This is a genomic window from Thermomicrobium sp., from assembly GCF_053493975.1.
Genome location: NZ_JBRBZA010000022.1, coordinates 16,782 through 35,602, shown reverse-complemented (window position 1 = coordinate 35,602; position 18,821 = coordinate 16,782). Strand labels below are relative to the sequence as shown.

At 64.6% G+C, this 18,821-nt stretch carries 20 protein-coding genes; 13 read left to right on the top strand and 7 right to left on the bottom strand.

The window, feature by feature from the left end:
• Positions 1-22: 22 nt before the first annotated feature.
• Positions 23-1,159, bottom strand: a complete 1,137-nt coding sequence (locus tag ACWIVK_RS04655; protein WP_448575412.1) for a glycosyltransferase — start codon at positions 1,157-1,159, stop codon at positions 23-25.
• Positions 1,147-2,343 carry a glycosyltransferase family 4 protein gene (locus tag ACWIVK_RS04650; RefSeq protein ID WP_448575411.1) on the bottom strand — a complete coding sequence of 399 codons (1,197 nt, stop codon included), beginning with the start codon at positions 2,341-2,343 and terminating at the stop codon, positions 1,147-1,149. The genes ACWIVK_RS04655 and ACWIVK_RS04650 overlap by 13 nt, the downstream gene beginning before the upstream one ends.
• Before the next feature lie 230 nt (positions 2,344-2,573).
• Between ACWIVK_RS04650 and rpmB the strand changes: the two genes are divergently transcribed.
• Entirely contained in the window at positions 2,574-2,765 is a 192-nt protein-coding gene (gene rpmB, locus ACWIVK_RS04645) for a 50S ribosomal protein L28 (RefSeq protein ID WP_448575410.1), read from the top strand.
• A 24-nt stretch (positions 2,766-2,789) separates the two neighbouring features.
• Here rpmB and prmC read toward each other — a convergent pair whose 3' ends face one another.
• The 4 genes from prmC to thpR are packed head-to-tail and all read right to left on the bottom strand — an operon-like array spanning position 2,790 to position 5,842.
• Positions 2,790-3,641 carry a peptide chain release factor N(5)-glutamine methyltransferase gene (gene prmC / locus ACWIVK_RS04640; protein WP_448575409.1) on the bottom strand — a complete coding sequence of 284 codons (852 nt, stop codon included), beginning with the start codon at positions 3,639-3,641 and terminating at the stop codon, positions 2,790-2,792.
• Positions 3,642-3,648: 7 nt separating this feature from the next.
• A complete protein-coding gene (gene prfA, locus ACWIVK_RS04635; protein WP_448575408.1) occupies positions 3,649-4,740 on the bottom strand; it encodes a peptide chain release factor 1 in 1,092 nt (363 codons plus the stop codon).
• Complete coding sequence (locus ACWIVK_RS04630) at positions 4,737-5,246, bottom strand: TIGR00725 family protein (protein ID WP_448575407.1); 510 nt, start codon at positions 5,244-5,246, stop codon at positions 4,737-4,739. The genes prfA and ACWIVK_RS04630 overlap by 4 nt, the downstream gene beginning before the upstream one ends.
• Positions 5,243-5,842 (bottom strand): RNA 2',3'-cyclic phosphodiesterase, encoded by a 600-nt coding sequence (gene thpR / locus ACWIVK_RS04625; protein WP_448575406.1) that lies wholly within the window; start codon positions 5,840-5,842, stop codon positions 5,243-5,245. The genes ACWIVK_RS04630 and thpR overlap by 4 nt, the downstream gene beginning before the upstream one ends.
• A 167-nt stretch (positions 5,843-6,009) precedes the next feature.
• On the opposite strand from thpR, the gene ACWIVK_RS04620 reads away from it, so the two are divergent.
• Genes ACWIVK_RS04620 through ACWIVK_RS04600 form a run of 5 tightly spaced genes read left to right on the top strand, consistent with a single transcriptional unit; the run spans position 6,010 to position 8,765 of the window.
• A complete protein-coding gene (locus ACWIVK_RS04620) occupies positions 6,010-6,264 on the top strand; it encodes a hypothetical protein (RefSeq protein WP_448575405.1) in 255 nt (84 codons plus the stop codon).
• A gap of 51 nt (positions 6,265-6,315) precedes the next feature.
• Positions 6,316-7,173, top strand: a complete 858-nt coding sequence (pheA, locus tag ACWIVK_RS04615; RefSeq protein WP_448575404.1) for a prephenate dehydratase — start codon at positions 6,316-6,318, stop codon at positions 7,171-7,173.
• Positions 7,174-7,184: 11 nt separating this feature from the next.
• Entirely contained in the window at positions 7,185-7,772 is a 588-nt protein-coding gene (locus tag ACWIVK_RS04610) for an RsmD family RNA methyltransferase (RefSeq protein WP_448575403.1), read from the top strand.
• Positions 7,769-8,272: a pantetheine-phosphate adenylyltransferase gene (coaD, locus tag ACWIVK_RS04605; RefSeq protein ID WP_448575402.1), complete on the top strand. Its 504-nt coding sequence runs from the start codon at positions 7,769-7,771 to the stop codon at positions 8,270-8,272. The genes ACWIVK_RS04610 and coaD overlap by 4 nt, the downstream gene beginning before the upstream one ends.
• Before the next feature lie 4 nt (positions 8,273-8,276).
• Complete coding sequence (locus ACWIVK_RS04600) at positions 8,277-8,765, top strand: ATPase (RefSeq protein ID WP_448575401.1); 489 nt, start codon at positions 8,277-8,279, stop codon at positions 8,763-8,765.
• Between the two features lie 303 nt (positions 8,766-9,068).
• Here the strand turns inward: ACWIVK_RS04600 and ACWIVK_RS04595 are convergent, their stop codons facing one another.
• Positions 9,069-11,198 carry a methyl-accepting chemotaxis protein gene (locus ACWIVK_RS04595; RefSeq protein WP_448575400.1) on the bottom strand — a complete coding sequence of 710 codons (2,130 nt, stop codon included), beginning with the start codon at positions 11,196-11,198 and terminating at the stop codon, positions 9,069-9,071.
• A gap of 806 nt (positions 11,199-12,004) precedes the next feature.
• Here ACWIVK_RS04595 and trpE point away from each other — a divergent pair.
• From trpE to trpA, 7 genes are read left to right on the top strand one after another with little or no spacing between them, the layout of a single operon-like run.
• Positions 12,005-13,624, top strand: coding sequence for an anthranilate synthase component I (gene trpE, locus ACWIVK_RS04590; protein WP_448575399.1), 1,620 nt, complete (start codon positions 12,005-12,007; stop codon positions 13,622-13,624).
• Entirely contained in the window at positions 13,621-14,232 is a 612-nt protein-coding gene (locus tag ACWIVK_RS04585) for an anthranilate synthase component II (protein WP_448575398.1), read from the top strand. Before trpE ends, ACWIVK_RS04585 begins: the two co-directional genes overlap by 4 nt.
• Entirely contained in the window at positions 14,229-15,275 is a 1,047-nt protein-coding gene (trpD, locus tag ACWIVK_RS04580; RefSeq protein WP_448575397.1) for an anthranilate phosphoribosyltransferase, read from the top strand. The genes ACWIVK_RS04585 and trpD overlap by 4 nt, the downstream gene beginning before the upstream one ends.
• A complete protein-coding gene (trpC, locus tag ACWIVK_RS04575) occupies positions 15,272-16,099 on the top strand; it encodes an indole-3-glycerol phosphate synthase TrpC (protein WP_448575396.1) in 828 nt (275 codons plus the stop codon). The genes trpD and trpC overlap by 4 nt, the downstream gene beginning before the upstream one ends.
• Positions 16,084-16,776, top strand: coding sequence for a phosphoribosylanthranilate isomerase (locus tag ACWIVK_RS04570; protein ID WP_448575395.1), 693 nt, complete (start codon positions 16,084-16,086; stop codon positions 16,774-16,776). Before trpC ends, ACWIVK_RS04570 begins: the two co-directional genes overlap by 16 nt.
• Positions 16,773-17,987 (top strand): tryptophan synthase subunit beta, encoded by a 1,215-nt coding sequence (gene trpB, locus ACWIVK_RS04565; RefSeq protein WP_448575394.1) that lies wholly within the window; start codon positions 16,773-16,775, stop codon positions 17,985-17,987. The genes ACWIVK_RS04570 and trpB overlap by 4 nt, the downstream gene beginning before the upstream one ends.
• Positions 17,984-18,817, top strand: coding sequence for a tryptophan synthase subunit alpha (gene trpA / locus ACWIVK_RS04560; protein WP_448575393.1), 834 nt, complete (start codon positions 17,984-17,986; stop codon positions 18,815-18,817). Before trpB ends, trpA begins: the two co-directional genes overlap by 4 nt.
• The last annotated feature ends 4 nt before the right edge of the window (positions 18,818-18,821 follow it).

Sequence of the window (18,821 nt, the reverse complement as noted above, 5' to 3'; positions counted from 1 at the left end):
GCTCTTTGCGTCCCACGGTCCCTCAAATCCTTTCTAGAGTCGAGTGCTGGGAACGTGACGCGGCCAGCATCGCTTGGTAAACCGCATAGTACTGCTCGGCGATGCGCCGCTGCGTGTAGTGCACGAGGACACGCCGCCGGCCTGCTTCCCCGAGTTCGCGCAATCGCTCCGGGGTCGCCAGCAAGGTGGTGAGCAGGCGTGCCAGCGCCTCGACGTCGTCCTCCGGGAAGATCAAGCTCGGGTCGCCGATGACATGCGGAATTTCGCCGGAGGACGAACCGACGACCGGCACCCCACAGGCCATCGCCTCGATGATCACTCGTCCGAACTGTTCCTTCCAATTGCGGCGCGTTCGCGAGGGCACGACCAGGAGGTCGAAGCGGTTGAGCGCTTCCGGCATCAGTGTGGCTGGCACGCTCCCGCGGAAGATGACGCGGTCGCGCACGCCGAGCTGCGCGGCCAGCAGCTCGAGCCGCGTCCGCTCGGTTCCCTCACCGACGATCTCCAGCTGGGCCCGGACAGGCAAGCGGGCCAGCGCCCGGATGACGAGGTCGGCGCCTTTTTCCGGCACCAGCCGGCCGACGAACCCGAGTGTGGGAACGTCAGCCCGCGGTACCGACAGGGGACGAAAGAGGTCGGGATCGACTCCGAACTGTGGGATGACCGCGAGCGGCCCCCGGTATCCCTTCCGCCGGAGCACTGCGGCAGCTTCCTGGTTACCTGCTACCGCCATGCTGGCGAGCCGGTAATTCAAACGCTCGAACCAGGAGAAGGGCGGGGGGTAACGACGATAGAGATTTTGCCAGGTAAAGAAGAGAATCCGGGCTCCGGAGCGCCGTCCGAGCAGGGCGGCGTGCGCGGTCACCAGGTTGTATGGTTCCTCATCGATATGCAGGATGTCGGGGCGGAAGCGGGCGATCTGCTTACCCAGACCCGGATAGAGATGGATGTGATGATGACCGTTGAACCACATCGGCTCGACTGCGAGCTGATAGCCTTCGATGAAGCGTCGTTCCAGCTGGAGGACACCGACCCGACTTTCGTGCCAAGCTGGCGGTACGACAGCGAGGAGTTCGACGCCGGGCAGGCGCGCTAACTCCTCGAGCTTGCGCTGATACATGCCATTGACCAGGGCCTTCGAGACCATCAGGATCCGCATCGTTTCCCGACCACTGCTCGCGCGTTGTTCTCACCAGCCCCTGCGATCGCCTCGCGGTAGACCGCGACGGTCCGCTCAGCTGTTCGTTGCCAGCTGAACATCCTGGCACGAGCCAGACCCCGCTCGCGCAGCGTGCAGCGGAGTTCCGCATCGGTCAAGACGCGCACCAGCGCCTCCGCGAAGACTTCCTCCTCCGGTTCGACGAGGATTCCAGCCTCTCCGACGACTTCCGGCAAGCTCGTACAGCGAGCTGCAATGACGGGAGTGCCACAAGCCATCGCTTCGAGCGGTGACAGCCCGAACCCCTCGTAGCGAGAGGGGTACGCGTACACGCTCGCCAGTCGATACCAGAGAAGCTTTTCGTTCTCGCTGACCGGACCAGGAAGAAGAACATGCTGCTCCAAACCGAGTTCGCGAATGAGCGGTGCCAGCGGTGGATAGAGGCGTGGATTCGCACTGTGCGGCTGGCCCGGAATGACCAGCCGGGTACCCGCGGGGAGTCGAGGCAGGGCACGGGCAAAGGCGCGGACCAGGAGCGGGAGGTTTTTTCGGACGTCGAAGCCGCCCAGATTGAGAACTACCGGTCCGGTTATCCCCCATTTCTGAGCCAGTGCCTGCGTCGCGTCCGGTTCAGGAGCGGGTGCGAAGCGCTCCTCGACCCCGAGGGGAACCACCCGAATCCGCTCGGCCGGATAGCCGAGCGCGCGAACGATATCGTTTCGAGACCACTCGGAATCGGTCAGGACGAGGCGAGCTCGTCGCACGGTGCGGCGCATCAGCGCGGTGTAGAGGCGCACCGCCAACGAGGCACGATATTCCGGCAGAACGAGCGGGATGACGTCGTGGACGGTGACGACGAAGGGAGTCGACAGGCGCAGCGGTGCCGCGAAGTAGGGGATGTGCACGAGTCGTGGCTGGGCAGCGCGAGCGAGTTCAGGGATGCCGCGTTGCTCCCACCAGAGCTTGCGCACCTTTCTCGGCCAACGAGAGGGTGGGGCGAGGACCAGCACCCGTGCCGAGTCAGCGAGTTCCGCGAGTGGCTGATCCGGGAGCGCGAGGGTCACGACCGGATCATCGCGTCGAGCCAGTTCGCGCCAGAGCGCGAGCGTGTACTGGCCGCTGCCGGTCCGTGGGTGGGCGATGAAGGCACCGTCGAGTAACACATCGAAGCGTGATCCTGCCACTGCTCCCCGTTCCTCCCACGGTGAGTATAGAGTGTGCGTTCAGGACGGTCCGTCCTCGAGATACCGCGCCTATCCACCCGCCCGACGGGTTGGAAAGCCGTGCGTTCCAGTGGAGAAGCGGGTGCCCGCAGAGAGCGCGTCGCGGATTGCACGTGTACTCGCAGCGTGCTAGGCTAGTCATTCGGTGGAAAGCGAGTGCGGCTTCGCAGAAGAGCGACGGAGCGACGACCATGGCGATGTGCGAACTCTGTGGCAAGAAGCCGATGTTCGGCCATAACGTCAGCCACTCGAACCGGAAGACGAACCGAAAGTTCAAGCCGAACGTCCAGCGGGTGACGGTCATCCTGAACGGTGTCCCGAAGCGTATGCGCATCTGCACACGCTGCCTCCGGACACTCTACAAAGAGGCTCGCAAGGCGTAGTCTCCGACTCGGTAGGCTGCCCGATCAGGTTGGATCGGGCAACTCGATGGTGAGGTAGCGCGGAAAGCCAGCGAGGTCGCGTCGTATCGCGATCCTTCCGTATGGAAAGAGGGAGCGGGCTGTCGCGAGCGCCCGCTCTGTTTGTGCTGGATCGATCTCGATGATGCAACCGCCACCGGACCGCAGCAGCGCGGCGACTTGCGGGAGCAGGCGAGCATACCAGCCGAATCCCTCTTCCGGGGCGAAGAGTGCTTCCGCGGGCTCCCACGCGAGACCGGGGTGCCACTGGTCTGGGCGAAGATACGGGAGATTGGCGACCACCAAATCGAGCGGCCCCCGACACCAGCTCAAGAGATCGCCACACACGAGATGCACGCGCCCGGGCGCCAGTCGCTCGCGATTAGCGCGAGCCACCTGGAGGGCCGCCAGCGAGCGGTCGCTGCCGACGAGCAATGCTGGATGCTGTCTCCCCAGCGTCACGGCGAGTGCGACGATGATCGCCCCGCAGCCGGTTCCGACGTCGACACAGCGGGGCTTGTCGTGCCGGGCGCGCAGGCGCTCGGCTGCCCAGGTGACGAGGAACTCTGTCTCTGGACGGGGAATCAGCGTCGCCGGTGTGACGAGAAAATCGAGACCGTAGAACTCGCGATGGCCGGTCAGGTAGGCGACCGGCTCGCCGCGTTCCCGCCGGGCGACGAGTTCCCAAAAACGTTCTAACGTACCCGGTGGCTTCTCCGGAAGGCGGCGGTAGAGTTCGGCACGGTCGATACCGAGCACATGGCAGAGGAGCACTTCGGCGTCCAGCCGCGGCGTCGGACTGCCGCCCTGGCGCAGCCGCTCGGTCGCTCGGCGCAAGACGTCGCGCAACGTCAGCACGGTCCGCTCAGTCGATGCCAGCTGCTCGCAGGCGCTCGGCCATTTCCAGCGCTTGCAGTTCTTGAACGAAGATATCGATCTCACCGTCCAGTACGGCTGGCAGGTTGTTGACCGTCAGCTTGAGTCGATGATCGGTCACACGGTCTTGGGGAAAGTTGTAGGTGCGGATCTTTTCCGCCCGTTCACCCGTGCCGACCTGCTGCCGGCGCAGCCCTGTCCGCTCTTCCTCGAGCTTGCGTCGCTGGAGTTCGTAGAGCCGTGCCCGGAGAACTGCCATCGCCTTGAGACGATTCTTGAGCTGAGACCGCTCGTCTTGGCAGCTCACGACGATTCCAGTCGGAAGATGCGTGATCCGCACGGCTGAGTCGGTCGTATTGACGCTCTGTCCACCGTGTCCACTGGAGCGGAAGACTTCGATGCGTAGGTCGTCCTCGTCGATGTGCACTTCGACCTCGTCCGCCTCTGGAAGCACGGCGACGGTCGCCGTCGAGGTATGGATGCGGCCGGACGATTCGGTGATCGGGACACGCTGCACGCGGTGGACACCGCTCTCGTGCTTGAAGTGGCTGTAGGCCCCCTTGCCCCGCACCTCGAAGATGATCTCCTTGAATCCGCCGAGTTCGGTCGGGCTACTGGAGAGAACTTCCACCTTCCAACCCTGTCGCTCCGCGTAGCGGGTATACATGCGGAAGAGATCGGCCGCGAAGAGCGCAGCCTCTTCCCCTCCGGTACCCGCTCGGATTTCCACGATGACGTCCTTCTCGTCGTTCGGATCGCGCGGGACGAGACGGCGCCGCAGCTCCTGGTAAACGGTCTCGCGGTACTCGCGGAGCCGGTCGATCTCCTCAGCAGCCAGTTCCACCAACTCGGGATCCTCGGCTTCCAGGAGTTCCTCCGCTTGAGCGACTTGCCGGTCGACATCCTTGAGCTGGCGGTACAGCGCCACGATCTCCTCGAGTTCCGCTCGCTCGCGTGCCAGTTGTGCCACGCGCTGAGGATCGGTGGCGATGTCCGGATCCGCGAGCAGTCGTTCCACCTCGTCGAAGCGCTGCTCGAGTTCGGCGAGTTTGTCGAGTACGGACACTGTCTGAGTCGTCACGGCTCTGCTCCTCCGATGGGTTGGACGCCGAGCACAGCGAGGACTTGGGTGACTGCTTCCTCTGGTGTCGTGACCTCGCTGATCGAGGCGCCAGCCCGTGACAGAAGATCGGCGTCGAGCGGCCACGAGCGCAGGGTGATCACTGGGCGCCCCAACTTGAGTGCCAGTGCGATTTCGGAGAGCGTACCGAGTCCGCCGCCGACCGCGATGACCACGCGCCCCGAAGCGACGACGACGACGTTGCGTGCCTCACCCAAGCCAGTGCAGATCGGATGGTCGACCCATTCGTTGGCGTCTGCCGGGTCGGTGCCGGGTAGGATGCCGACCGTCCTGCCCCCGATGCGCTTGGCGCCCCGACACACGGCCGCCATGACCCCACCGCGACCGCCGCACACGACCGTCAGACCATATACTGCCAAGAGTTCTCCCAGCCGCTCGGCCAGTGCCTGTTCCTCCGGGGTCGCCTCGTGCGGCCCGCAGACCGCAACGTGTATCGCCGAGTTCATCGGAGCAAGAACTCCTCGACGATGGTGTAGCGCGGCCCAGAACGGAAGAGCTCGCTCCGATACAACGTCAGCCGGTCGACGGCGAACGGGAGCGGCGGCAATCGAGCGAGTCGCTCGAGTTCCTGCGGCAGGGCACGCAGCGTCGCCATGTCCTCCGGCCGGACTCGGGCCAGCGTGAGATGAGGATGAAATGGCCGCTCGTCGGTCTTTTCGGCAAAGGAACCAGCAGAACGCTCGACCTGCTCGACGAGCCGAGCGAGCGGTACGGTCTCCCCATCGATGCCGAGCCAGAGGACCCGCGGACGGAGCGGGTGCGGGAACGCCCCGGCACCACGCACCTGGAGCTCGAACGGGGCAAGACCGGCCACGCTTTTGCGCAGCGCTCTCGTGAGTTCCGGCAGGCTGTCCGTCGCGACCGATCCGAAGAACTTGACAGTGAGGTGCGTCGCCTCCGGATCGACCCACTTGGCACGGTACCCGCGTGCTTGCAGATGCGCGATGGCCGCGGCGACCCGCTGGCGCACCTCATCTGGAACCGGTATGGCGGCAAAAAGCCGCCACTCTTCACGCATGGCGGCACGACCTCGTAGCCTCATCGTTCTCGTTTTCAGTATACCAATCGCAGCCTTGTGGTGCCTGAGCAGGCTGGGATAGGCGCTGGCACTCGGCTGACGCTCGTCATGCGTCACGAGTTTCCTTGGTCTCCCGTCGCATCGTTCCGACTCCGCGACGTACCATCATCGGTAGGGAGGATGCCTTCACGGTGGAGAGCCGAAACCCGGTCGATTGCTGGCAAGAACTCGCGCTTCCGTTCCCGCCGGAGCGTCTCCGCGGGCGCCTCGTTCCCTGTCCACGGTGCGGTGCCCCGCTCGCGCTCCTGCGCCGGCGTCGTTTCTACGCGCTCTGCGCGACAGTCGAGGAGATGTCGCAGGGAGCAGTGTTGATCTGCCGGCAGTGCGGAGCCCGGCAGCCAGTGCGCGAGCTTCTCCTGAGCGGACGGCGAGCGCGGGCCGGCTGATCGAGTATCCTGTCGAATGGGGACGAGCGAAGCAGCGGGAGGACGTGAGGCGTGCGGCTCGCCTATCTGGGACCACCAGGAACTTTCACCGAAGAGGCAGCGTTGCGCTACGCGGAGCGGGAGTCGGCGGAACTGATCCCGTTCGGTTCCATGCCCGCTCTCGTTTCGGCTGTCGAGACCGGATTGGCCGACCGGGCCATCCTTCCCATCGAGAATTCCTTGGAGGGAACAGTCAGCACTACCGTCGATCTGCTGATCCACGAGACTGACCTCAAGATTTGTGCTGAACTGATCTTGCCGGTACGGCACTTCCTGCTCGCTCACCCGGGGACGCGGCTGGAGGAGATCCGCGTTGTGCTCTCTCATCCGCAGGCGTTGGCCCAATGCCGGCGCTTTCTCGAGCGCTGTCTGCCGCAGGCGGAACAAGTAGCGGCGCTCAGCACGGCTGCAGCTGTCGCTGAGATCATGCGCAGCGAGGACTGTTCCCGTGCTGCGATCGGGACACTGCGGGCAGCCGAGCTCTACGGCGCGGTCGTCCTGGCCCGTGATATCCAGGACCAAAAGAGCAATGCCACCCGGTTCGTCGTCCTGGCTCACCAGGATGCCGAGCCGACTGGCGTCGATCGGACTTCCTTGTGCTTCACCGTCAAGCGCAACGTGCCGGGTGCTTTGGTCGAAGTCTTGAACGAACTCGCCGTCGCCAACATCCAGATGACCAAGGTCGAGAGTCGACCCATGAAATCGGTGCTGGGGGAATACGTCTTTTTGGTCGACATCGAAGGACACCGCAAGGATCCGCACATCGCGGCTGCCCTCGAGCGGGTCGCCGAGAAGGCTGCCGAGCTGAAAATCTTCGGATCGTACCCACGTGACGAGGATGGCTTGAACGGGACGCGCGGGTCGCGCTGAAGGAGATGAGCATGCGGGTGATCGGCGGCAGTGCCCGGGGGCGTCGGCTCAAAGCCCCGCGCGGGTTGCGCACGCGGCCGATGGCGGACAAGATCCGCGAGGCACTGTTCAGCATGCTGGACTCGCTCGGCATCCGCCCGCAGCGGGTGCTCGATCTCTATGCTGGGAGCGGAGCGATCGGCATCGAAACGCTCTCGCGCGGTGCGCGCTGGGTCGACTTCGTGGATCGGAGCGCGGCTGCCTGCGCGGTGATCCGCGCCAATCTGACCGCGACTGGCTTCGCTGATCGGGGAGCAGTGCACTGCACGACTGTGCAAGCCTTTTTGCGTCGGCCGCCCCGCGAGCCCTACGACTTCGTGATCATGGATCCCCCCTATGCTGATCCGACGATCCACGAGACGATGCTCGCTGTCGCGCGGTCCCCTCATGTTCGGGATGGGACGATCCTCGTGGTTGGCCACTCACCGCGCGTACCGATGCCCGAACGGCTCGATGGCCTCGAGCAGCTGCGGGACCGCTGTCATGGCGACAGTTGCGTGGCCATCTACGTCATTCGGCGAGGCGAACGAGCTCGAGCAGAAGCCGAGGGGGAGCAGTGAGGCACATCGCGCTCTATCCGGGAACGTTCGACCCGATCACCAATGGGCATGTCGATGTCGTGCAGCGGGCGGCGCGGCTTTTCGATTTTCTGATCGTCGGCATTTATGCCGGCCACGAGGGCCGAGCCAAGCAACCCCTCTTCAGCGCCGAGGAACGTCGTTTTTTGGCCGAGCAGGCAGTACGTCACCTGCCGAACGTGCGCGTTGACGTCTTCAGCGGGCTCGCGGTAGACTACGCTCGTGCCGTCGGGGCACAGGCGATCGTTCGGGGGCTGCGCGCGGTCTCCGACTTCGAGTACGAGTTCTCTCTGGCGCACATGTACCGTCATCTGGCGCCAGATGTGGATGTCGTGTGCCTGATGACGAGTTCGCAGTACTCCTTCATCAGCTCGAGCATGATCAAGGAGGTGGCGCAGCTCGGCGGGAGCTTGACGGGCCTGGTCCCTGACCACGTGGCCGAGGCGCTGGTGCAGAAGTTCCGGACACTCGTACGGGAGTAGGGCGATGGCGTCGGTGGACGAACTGCGTGGCTATCCGGTTGCCGAGCCGGCTCCAGATCTCTATCAGCTCCTCGAGCGCTTACAAGAGCTCGCCGAGCGTAGTCGGCGGCTGCCGTTCGGCAATAGTCTGATGATCGACGAGCACGAGCTCTTGGAGTTGGTCGAAAGCTTGCGACAAGCTTTTCCCCGCGAACTTCGCCAAGCGAGACGCGTCTTGCAGGAACGTCAGCAGATCATCACGGAAGCACAACTCGAGGCTCAGCGGATCTTGGCCACCGCGCAAGAGCGTGCCCAGTACTTGATGAGCGAGCAAGGGATCATGAACGAGACCCGTGCTCGCTGTGAAGAGATGCTCCGCCAGGCGATGGAACGAAAGCAACGCATCATGAGCGAGACCGACGAGTACGTGCGCCAGATGTTGGAGCGGATCGAAGCGGCGGCCATGAGTACGCTCCAGCACGTCCAGCGAGTCAAGACTGAGCTCAAGCGCTGAACCAGAGGAAGAGCGCCTCTCCTCGCTGCTTTGCAGGCTTTCATCTGAGTCGAACGAGGACCCAAGAATCCCCCTCGATCGAGATCGTGCGCGAGCACGGCTCGATGCGCCGTACTGAGCCGCGCTCGCGCTGTTCTCGCTGTGCGACCTCCCATCCGAGCACGCGGCCTACGCTCGGGCCGGGCCTCGCCTAGGCTCCGAGCTTGCCCGCTACGCACGTCGAGGAGCCCGGCGGATCGAAAACGCCACCGATCGTCGCAGTATGCTCTGGCCGTTCAGGACTGTGCGCGGAGCACGCCTCGGCTAGTCCCAGCGGCTAGCGACCGGTGGAGCGACGAACCCGTTGCCCAATGTCGGTAGACCGTTCCCCGATTTCCAGCCTCGACTGGGAGCGGTTGATCCGGAAGAAGTCTCCTCGGCGAGCTGGAATCGCTCGGTCTCGTGGAGCAGCTGCTGGGCGAGCTGGAACAGTTCTTGCGCATGGCGAGCCACCTCTGAGAGTTCGCGACTGATCTCGTCCATCGCGTTGCTCGCATGCTCGCTCGCGTGGGCATTCTCTTCGCCGATCGCGGACAGTTGGGATGCGGTGGCACTGATGGTCGCCACGGAAGTCGCGAGTTCGGCAGTCCCCGCGCTCGTTTCCTCGACCGTCGATGCTGCTCGCTCGAGCTGTGCTCGTAGATGTTCAACGCTCTTCAGGGCTTGCTCGGCCAGGGTGAGTGCACGCTCGCTCAATGTCGCCAGTTCGCGTGCTGCCTCCGCAGTCGATTCGAAGAGGTCCGAGACCGTGTTGGTTTCGTTGACGACTCCGGTCATCGCCTCGAGGCTTTCGGTCGCTGCCTGGACGGCAGACGCTGCCGAGTTCTGCAACTGGTGAACGAGTTCGGCGATGTGCGTCGTGCTCTCGGCAGCACTGGCTGAAAGCTTGCGCACTTCTTCCGCAACCACGGCGAATCCGCGCCCTGCTTCCCCGGCTCGAGCTGCTTCGATCGCTGCGTTGAGTGCGAGCAGATTCGTTTGTTCGGTGATGGAGCGAACGATCGTGAGGACTTGATCGATCGATTGCGCGTGCTTGACCATCTCGTCCACGCGCTTTTGTGCCTCGGTGCTCTTGGCTTGAGCGCGCGTCATCGCGCTGAGTGTGCGCTCGACCGCTCGCTGTCCTTGCTGTGCGTGCTGCGCGTGCTCCGTTGCGAGTTGACCGACCGCGCGGGCGGTTTGCGCCGCCTCCTGATTCCGCCCGGTGATCTCGGAAGCCAACTCGAATGCCCGGTGCACGACCCGTGCTTGGTCAGCAGCGGCCTTGGCCAGCGCGTCACTGGTCTGAGCTAGTTCGGTCAAAGATTGACGCAATCCGGTGAGTGCGTAGGCTTGATCGGCACTCCCGCGGGCGACTCGTTCCGCAGCGCCGGTCGCGCTCTGGATGGCGACGGACGTCTGCTCGACACGCCGATGCACGTCAGCCCCGACATCGTTGAGCAGGGTCGCCGCGCCTCGGAGGCTGGTCACCATGTCGCGAAGGCCCTCGACCAGAGACCGAAAACTTTGCTCGACGCTATGCAGAGCGGATTGGAGACGATTGTACGCCCCGATCAGCGTCGCCACTTCGTCTCGCCCAGTCAGCTCGAGCGGGCGGGTGGTGAACGAGACGCTCGCTCGCAGGTCACCGTGAGCGAGCGCGCCGAGCGCTCGCTCGAGGGTCGGTATGTCGTGAGTTGTGAGTTCGTCGAGCGCCTTGGCCACGTGTCCGAGACGCTTGGTCAGGAGGCGGGCGACCATCGTAGCCAAAAGGCTTGCCACGAGCGCGCTGATCAGACTGACGGCTGGAACGAGCACGTTGACCCGGGTGACGACGCTCTCGGCGTGCTGCTCCGACCGGGTGACTGCAGCGTACCCGAGCTCCACCGTGCGGTCGATGGCTCTGCGGTGCGCCTCGAACCGGGGGCGAAGCTCGTTCCAAATGAGTTCGTTCGCACGAGCTGTCTCGCCCGCGAGGAGAGCGGGAATCACTTGGCGATCGCGAATGTCGAAGAACTCGAGGGCAGGATCGGCTGCTCGTTCGGTCAATTGCTCGCGGATCTCACCCTCAGGCAGCACGCTTCTCCAATAGGAGAGCCGTTCTTCGTACTTCTGTCGCGTTCGTTGGCTATCGGTCAGCAGGCGCTGGATAGTCTGCTGGTCGGCCCCGTTCTCGACAGCCAGTTTGAGTTGGAGGACGTTGGCGTAGGCATCGACGATGTAGGCTGGCGGTGGCAAGATATCGGCGATCAATTCCTGATCGCGGGCGATCTGCCGGTAAAGAGGGCTGTTCACCATGACCTGGCGCAAGCCGGACATGCTGACGATGGTGGAGAGCGCGAACCCGGCTAAGAACACCAGCACCATCAACCCCATTTGGTAGCTGAGTCGGAGTCGTGCGATGAACCCGACCACTCTGAACCTCCCCCGAGATACCGCGGGTCGTTTGTACCCCGTAGATCGATCACGGCGAGGGCTGCGTGCTCGAGAGACCCAAAGGTCCTACTGGCATGAGTGGGATAGTCCTGCCCAGCAGCGTGCGCTCGGCTGGGCACGACCTGACGTTTCCGTCGAGCGCTTCTCGGCAGCCGGTGGCTCGTGATGGTTCGTCCTGCGCGTTGCTTCCCTGAAAAGGTGTCTGCCACAGTTGTCGGTCGCAGACTGGGCCGATCGTCGAGGTCCCAGGCAACGGGGTCTTCGACTTTCGAGCGCGTGAGCTTCCTGGTCCCCGATCGCACCTATTCGCGGCCTCCGATGAGTGGCTGCGACGCGCAGGGCGCGTTGTCGTGCGGGAGTCGGATCCCGTTTGGGGACAGTCTTGCAGGGGTGACTCGTCCGGATGGCCTTGCTGGCACTTGACGACACGACGTGTTTCCCGCATACTAGCCATACAGACAACGCAAGACCGGCAACGACGACGAACGGAGCGAGTACGTCTGGCACGGGGCGCAGCGAGCCGGTGGGTGGTGCGAGACCGGTGCTCACGGCTGGACGGAATGGATCCGGGAGTCGCGCCCCGAACGTCTCGAGCAAGTAGGCGGCGCCGGAGGCTCCACCGTTATCCGGAGCTCGGTATCGGATCGCGCAGCGATCCCGTACCGGTCGAGGTGGGATGCCTTCCCAGCGGCATCCAACCAGGGTGGCACCGCGGAGCGTGACCCCTCCGTCCCTGACGGGACGGAGGGTTTTTCTTTGGGAATCTATCCGCTGGAGGCGCATCGATGACGAGAACGGACGCAGTTCTCCGCTCGCCAGCTCGCCGCTATCGCCCCTCCCTCGAAGAGGTGGCAGTCCTCGCGCGCGACGCGACGGTGATCCCGATCTATCGCGAACTCGATGCCGACTTGGAGACACCGGTGTCGGCGTTCCTCAAGGTGGCGCACGAGCCCTACGCATTCCTCCTGGAGAGCGTCGAAGGTGGGGAGCGGCTCGCGCGCTATTCCTTCATCGGGACCGATCCGTTTCTCGTCGTCGAACTCGACCGCGGCTGCGTCCGCCTGCGGCGTACCGGCACCCGAACGACCTTCGCTACGCCCGCGCTGGCCTCGTTCGGCGGAGCGGACTATTACGAGCCTCCCGCAGCGGAGCAGTTGACGACCTTCAGTGATCCGCTTCGCTTCCTCGAGCGCTTGCTCGCACGCTATCGAACGGTCCACCTGCCAGGCATGCCACGCTTCCTGGGTGGGGCGGTCGGCTACCTCGGTTACGAGGTCGTCCGCTATTTCGAGCCGCGCGTCCCCGTAGCACCGCACGACACGCTCGGCATGCCGGAGGCGGTCTTCCTCTTCGTCGACTCGATGCTCGTCTTCGATCATCTCGAGCACACGATCGCCGTAGTCAGTCACGTGCATGTGGAAGAGGGAACAGCGCTCGCCCAAGCTTACGCGAGTGCGGTGGAACGGATCGAGCGGTTGGTCGATCGCTTGCGTCGGCCACCGGTCATCCCGTATGGTCCCGGACCGGTCGAGCCGGAATCGGTCGAAGCCCGGCTCCGTCCCCACGTCGAGCCCACGCAGTATGTCGCGATGGTCGAGCGAGCCAAGGAGTACATCGCGGCTGGCGACGTCATCCAAGTGGTTCTTTCGCAGCGCCAGGAACTGGAGACGGGTGCTCATCCGTTCACGATCTATCGAGCGCTCCGGCGGATCAATCCATCGCCGTACATGTACTTTCTCCGCCTCGGTGACGATGCGCTGATCGGTGCGTCTCCCGAGATGCTCGTCCGGGTCGATGGTCGCGAGCTTTCTACCCATCCGATCGCCGGGACGCGTCGGCGAGGTCGCACAACGGAAGAAGATGCCGCATTGGCGGAAGAGCTCGCTGCCGACGAAAAGGAGCGTGCTGAGCACATCATGCTCGTCGATCTCGCGCGCAACGATATCGGTCGCGTCGCCCAGCCGGGGACAGTGCAGGTGCCCCGCCTCATGGTCGTCGAGCGCTACAGTCACGTCATGCACCTGGTCAGCGAGGTGACGGGCCGGCTCCGCCAGGACCTGAGCGCGCTGGACGCACTGCGCAGCTGTTTCCCCGCCGGAACGGTGAGCGGTGCGCCGAAGGTGCGCGCTATGGAGATCATCGCTGAACTGGAACCGGAACAGCGTGGTCCCTATGCGGGAGCAGTCGGCTACGTCGACTTCAGCGGCAACCTGGATACCGCGATCACGCTTCGAACGATCGTGATGCGAGGCCAACGGGCCTTTCTCCAAGCCGGAGCTGGCATCGTCGCGGATAGCGTGCCGGAACTCGAACACAAGGAATGCCATCACAAGATGCGGGCACTGGTGCGCGCTATCGAGCAGGCCGAACGACTGGAAGTCGAACAGCGAGGAGGTCGTGCATGATCCTCGTCATCGATAACTACGATTCGTTTACCTTCAATCTGGTCCAGTATCTGGCTGAGTTGGGTGCCGACCTCGTAGTGTTCCGCAACGATGCCGTGACCCTGGAGGAGATCGAGGATCTGGCGCCGGCTGGCATCGTCGTCTCGCCGGGGCCCTGCACGCCGCGCGAGGCTGGGATTTCGGTCCCGGTCATCCAGCGTTTTCGCGGTCGCGTGCCGATTCTCGGTGTCTGCCTCGGGCATCAGGCGATCGGGGCGGCCTACGGAGCGCGCATCGTTCGGGCTCCCCGCCTCATGCACGGCAAGACGAGCTGGATCACGCATGATGGGCAGGGAGTGTTCGCCGGCTTGCCGAATCCGTTCCTGGCTACCCGCTATCACTCGCTGATGGTGGAGGAGGAGAGTCTGCCGGAGGACCTCGTGGTCACAGCGCGGAGCGAGGATGGCGTGATCATGGGGATACGCGATCGCACAGGACTCGTCGAAGGCGTGCAGTTCCACCCGGAATCGATTCTCACGACGGTCGGTAAAGAACTGCTCCGCAACTTTCTGAGCCAGGTCGACACGCACCAGCGCGAACTCGTGTCGTCGAAAGGGGGTGCTGCATGATCGGAGCTGTCCTGCAGAAAGTCGTTGCTGGTCAGATCTTGGATATCGACGAGGCGATGCAGGCGATGAGCGCCATCATGACGGGGGAGGCGACCCCAGCACAGATCGCGGCGCTGGTGACTGCTCTCCGTGTGCGTGGCGAGCGTGAGACGGAGATCGCTGGCTTCGTCAAAGCGCTGCGAGCCCACATGATCCCGGTGGAACTCCAGCTGTCGCAACCGGTCATCGATGTCGTGGGAACCGGCGGTGACGGGAACCGGACGTTCAACATCTCCACGGCGACAGCGTTCGTCGTTGCTGGCGCGGGAGTTCCGGTCGCCAAACATGGCAACCGGGCAATGTCCAGCCGAGCCGGATCGGCTGACGTCCTGGAGGCACTGGGCGTACGGATCGACCTGAGTCCGAGTGCGGTGGCTCGCTGCGTCGAGGAGGCAGGGATCGGCTTCATGTTCGCCCAACGTTTCCATCCCGCACTGCGGCATGCGGCGCCGGTGCGGCGAGAACTCGGCTTTCGAACGGTCTTCAACGTGCTGGGCCCTCTCGCGAACCCAGCCCGCGTGCGTTACCAGCTTCTCGGGGTCGCGATGCCCGAACTCGTGGAGATAGTGGCGCGGGTTCTCGCTTTGCTGGATGTCGAGCATGCGTTGGTCGTCCACTCGGCGGACGGTTTGGACGAGATCAGCCTCGGCGCTCCGACGACGGTGTACGAGGTTCGTCGCAACGGGACAATCGAGGTCCAACGGTGGACGCTCGAGCCCGAGTCGCTCGGGCTCGAGCGGGTTCCCAGCGATGCGCTCCGCGGCGGCACTGCCGAAGAGAATGCCCGCATCGTGCGGGCTGTCCTGGAGGGAGTGCGCGGTCCAGCACGCGATGTGGTCTTGCTCAACGCGGCTGCCGCGCTCGTCGCGGCGGACGCGGCGCAGTCGCTCGCTGAGGGATTGGAATTGGCTCGCCACTCGATCGACAGTGGTGCTGCGCTGGATCGCTTGGAGCGGCTGAAAGCGCTCTCTCACGCGCTGGCTGAGGCGGAGGTGCCGTCGTGACACGGACGGGAACCGTTCTCGACCGCATCGTCGAGCGGACGAGTGCGGACCTGGCTGAGCGTCGCCGCCGGGTACCGGAGCACGCACTCTGGGCACAGGCTCGAGAGCAGGCGCCACCGATCCCCATGGTACCGGCCTTGCGCGGTGATCGGGTCCGCGTCATCGCCGAGCTCAAGCGTGGCTCCCCCTCGCGTGGCCTCTTCGCACCTCAGGCTGATGCCGGTGCGGTCGCAACGGACTATCTCGCTGGTGGGGCCGCTGCCGTCTCGGTGCTGACCGACGAACCCTTTTTCCACGGGAGTCTCGAGGATCTGGCTGTCGTCGCTCGGCTGGCGCATGCCAGCCCGGGACCGGTACCGGTGCTGCGCAAGGATTTCCTGCTCGATCCCTATCAGATCGTGGAGGCGCGGGCCTGTGGTGCAGACGCCGTCCTTCTGATCGTCGCAGTGCTCGATCGCCGGCAGCTCGCCGAGCTTCTCCGCGTTACCTGGGAATTGGGCATGGAGGCACTCGTCGAAGTGCATGACGAGTCAGAGTTGGCGACCGCATTGGAAGCCGACGCCCGGGTCATCGGGATCAACAACCGCGATCTCCGGAGCTTCACGGTCGACCTGGCCGTCAGCGAGCGACTGGCGCCGCTCGTCCCGTCCGATCGGGTCGTGGTCGCTGAGAGCGGCATCCATGCAGTGGCTGATGTCGAACGGCTGGCGCGGGCTGGTATCGATGCGATCCTGGTCGGCGAGGCGTTGATGATGGCGCCGGATCGTCGGGCGGCCGTGCAGGCACTGGCGAGCGTGGAGGTGGTCCGATGCCGGGACTCGTGAAACTCTGCGGCATGCGGACACGGGAGGACGCACGAGCAGCTATCGAGGCCGGTGCGGATCTCATCGGACTGGTCTTCGCGCCGAGCCGGCGTCGGGTTTCGCTCGCCGAGGCTCGCGCCATCTGCCGAACGGTACGGGAATCGCTGAATCCGCCGCGCATCGTCGGACTCTTCGTCGATGCACCCGTCGAGGAGATCGCGATGATCGCGAGCGCGCTCGAGCTCGATCTCGTTCAGCTTCACGGGAACGAGCCGCCTGAGGTGCTCGCGCGACTCGGTTGGCCAGCCCTGAAAGCGATTCGGCTGCGGCCAGGCGAAAACCTGGAGGCAGCCTGCGATCGCATCGCGCCGTACTTCCGCCGAGAACCGACCCCGCTCGCGATCCTGCTCGATGCCTATCACCCGTCCCTTTTGGGTGGGACCGGCCAGATCGTCGACTGGACGCTGGCGGCCGAACTCGCCGCGCGCTTTCCGATCATCTTGGCTGGTGGATTGCGCCCAGAGACGGTGGCAGAGGCGATCGCGCTCGTCCGGCCGCTGGGTGTGGATGTCTCCAGCGGGATCGAGCGCGACGGGCAAAAGGACCCTGAGCTGATGCAGGCGTTCGTCGCGGCAGCGCGCCGCGCGTTCCTGACCCTCGATCGACCGGTGGAGAGACGGATCGGAGGAAAGCGATGACGACCAGAACCCAGCCAGTACGGCAGCTTCCCGACGAGCGTGGGCGCTTCGGGGAATTCGGCGGCATGTATGCGCCGGTGACGCTCCTGCCAGCGATCGAAGAACTGATCGCGGCGTACGAGGATGCCCGCCGTGACCCTGCTTTCCAGGCCGAGTTCGAGCGATTGTTGCGCGACTTCGTCGGCCGCCCCACGCCACTCTACTACGCCGCGAGCCTGAGCGAGAGGGTGGGAGGAGCCCGTATCTTCCTGAAGCGCGAAGACCTCGCGCACACCGGCGCGCACAAGATCAATAACGCGGTCGGCCAGGGGCTCCTGGCCAAACGCATGGGGAAGCCGCGCGTCATCGCTGAGACCGGTGCCGGGCAGCATGGAGTCGCGACCGCGACCGTCTGTGCCATGCTCGGTCTCGAGTGCGTCGTGTACATGGGCGAACTCGACGTACAGCGACAGTCGCTCAACGTCTTCCGCATGAAGCTGCTGGGAGCCGAAGTCCGACCGGTCAGCTCGGGAAGCCGCACACTCAAGGACGCGATGAACGAGGCGATCCGCGATTGGGTCACCAACGTCCGGACCACCTATTATCTCGTGGGGTCGGTCGCTGGGATGCACCCGTACCCGATGATCGTGCGCGATTTCCAGTCGGTGATCGGCAGGGAAACGCGCGAGCAGGTTTTGGCCGCAGTGGGACGCTTGCCCGATGCGGTCGTTGCCTGCGTCGGTGGAGGGTCGAACGCGATCGGTATGTTCTCAGCCTTCCTGGAGGACGAGTCGGTCGAGCTGCACGGTGCCGAAGCTGCCGGAGAAGGGATCGAAACCGGACGGCATGCGGCCAGTTTGACGGCTGGTCGAGTCGGCGTGCTGCATGGCTCGCGGTCGTTCGTGTTGCAGGACGAGGATGGGCAGATCGTCGAAGCGCACAGTATCGCGGCTGGTCTCGACTATCCGGGGGTGGGGCCGGAGCATGCCTATCTCAAGGTGACGGGTCGCGCGCAGTACCACGCGATCACTGATGCGGAGGCACTCGCGGCGTTCCAGCTGCTCTGCCGGACAGAAGGAATCATCCCGGCCTTGGAGTCGGCTCATGCGATCGCTCTTGCGGTGCGGTTGGCCCAGGAGCGGCCACGCGATCAGGTCATCGTGGTCAATCTCTCCGGACGAGGCGACAAGGATATGCAGACGGTCGCGAGTGCGCTGGGGGTGACACTGTGACGCGAGGGACGAGCCGGATTGCTGACGCGTTCGCGGCGTTGCGTGCACGTGGGCAACTGGGGATCATCCCCTATCTCACGATCGGCTATCCGCATCGGGAGAGTACGCTCGAACTGGTTCCCGCACTGGTGCGGGGCGGAGCCTGCGCGGTGGAACTGGGGATTCCCTTTTCCGACCCGCTGGCGGACGGCGTGACGATCCAGCGGGCGAGCCAGGTCGCGCTGGCCAATGGGGTGACCGTGCGCTTCTGTCTGGAGACGGCGGCGCGGCTGCGTGAGCAGGGTGTTGACGTTCCGCTCGTCTTCATGGGATACTTCAACCCACTGCTCCAGTATGGTTTGGAGCGGTTCATTCATGCATGTGTCGAGGTCGGCGTCGACGGCGTGATCGTGCCGGATCTTCCACCGAACGAAAGTGACGAACTCCACGCCCTCTGTCGGGCGACCGGGCGCGACCTGATCTTCATGGTGGCGCCGACGAGCACCGATCGACATCTGCGCGAGGTGGCCGCTCATGCGAGTGGCTTCATCTACTGCGTCTCGCTGACCGGCGTGACCGGTGCGCGTGAGCGTCTGCCGGACGATCTGCCAGCCTTCCTGCAGCGTGTGCGAGCGGTGACCGATCTCCCGCTCGCGCTCGGTTTCGGTATCTCGCGACCGGAGCACGTGAGTCAGGCACGTGGGCTGGTCGATGCGGTCGTCGTCGGGAGTGCGCTGCTCGATCGCCTGGCTGGAGAGCCACCGGAGAGACAGGCTGCCGCGGCAGAGTCGTTCATCGCTTGGTTGCGACAAGGAGCGGATGCGGTCGCACCAGTGGGGGAGGGGTTATAGGCGA

Coding starts and splice junctions, on each gene's coding strand:
- ACWIVK_RS04655 (WP_448575412.1), bottom strand. CDS start 1,159: ATGCGGATCCTGATGGTCTCGAAGGCCCTGGTCAATGGCATGTATCAG.
- trpE (WP_448575399.1), top strand. CDS start 12,005: ATGACGAGAACGGACGCAGTTCTCCGCTCGCCAGCTCGCCGCTATCGC.
- ACWIVK_RS04630 (WP_448575407.1), bottom strand. CDS start 5,246: ATGAACTCGGCGATACACGTTGCGGTCTGCGGGCCGCACGAGGCGACC.
- trpB (WP_448575394.1), top strand. CDS start 16,773: ATGACGACCAGAACCCAGCCAGTACGGCAGCTTCCCGACGAGCGTGGG.
- thpR (WP_448575406.1), bottom strand. CDS start 5,842: ATGAGGCTACGAGGTCGTGCCGCCATGCGTGAAGAGTGGCGGCTTTTT.
- ACWIVK_RS04610 (WP_448575403.1), top strand. CDS start 7,185: ATGCGGGTGATCGGCGGCAGTGCCCGGGGGCGTCGGCTCAAAGCCCCG.
- ACWIVK_RS04570 (WP_448575395.1), top strand. CDS start 16,084: ATGCCGGGACTCGTGAAACTCTGCGGCATGCGGACACGGGAGGACGCA.
- rpmB (WP_448575410.1), top strand. CDS start 2,574: ATGGCGATGTGCGAACTCTGTGGCAAGAAGCCGATGTTCGGCCATAAC.
- ACWIVK_RS04585 (WP_448575398.1), top strand. CDS start 13,621: ATGATCCTCGTCATCGATAACTACGATTCGTTTACCTTCAATCTGGTC.
- ACWIVK_RS04600 (WP_448575401.1), top strand. CDS start 8,277: ATGGCGTCGGTGGACGAACTGCGTGGCTATCCGGTTGCCGAGCCGGCT.
- trpD (WP_448575397.1), top strand. CDS start 14,229: ATGATCGGAGCTGTCCTGCAGAAAGTCGTTGCTGGTCAGATCTTGGAT.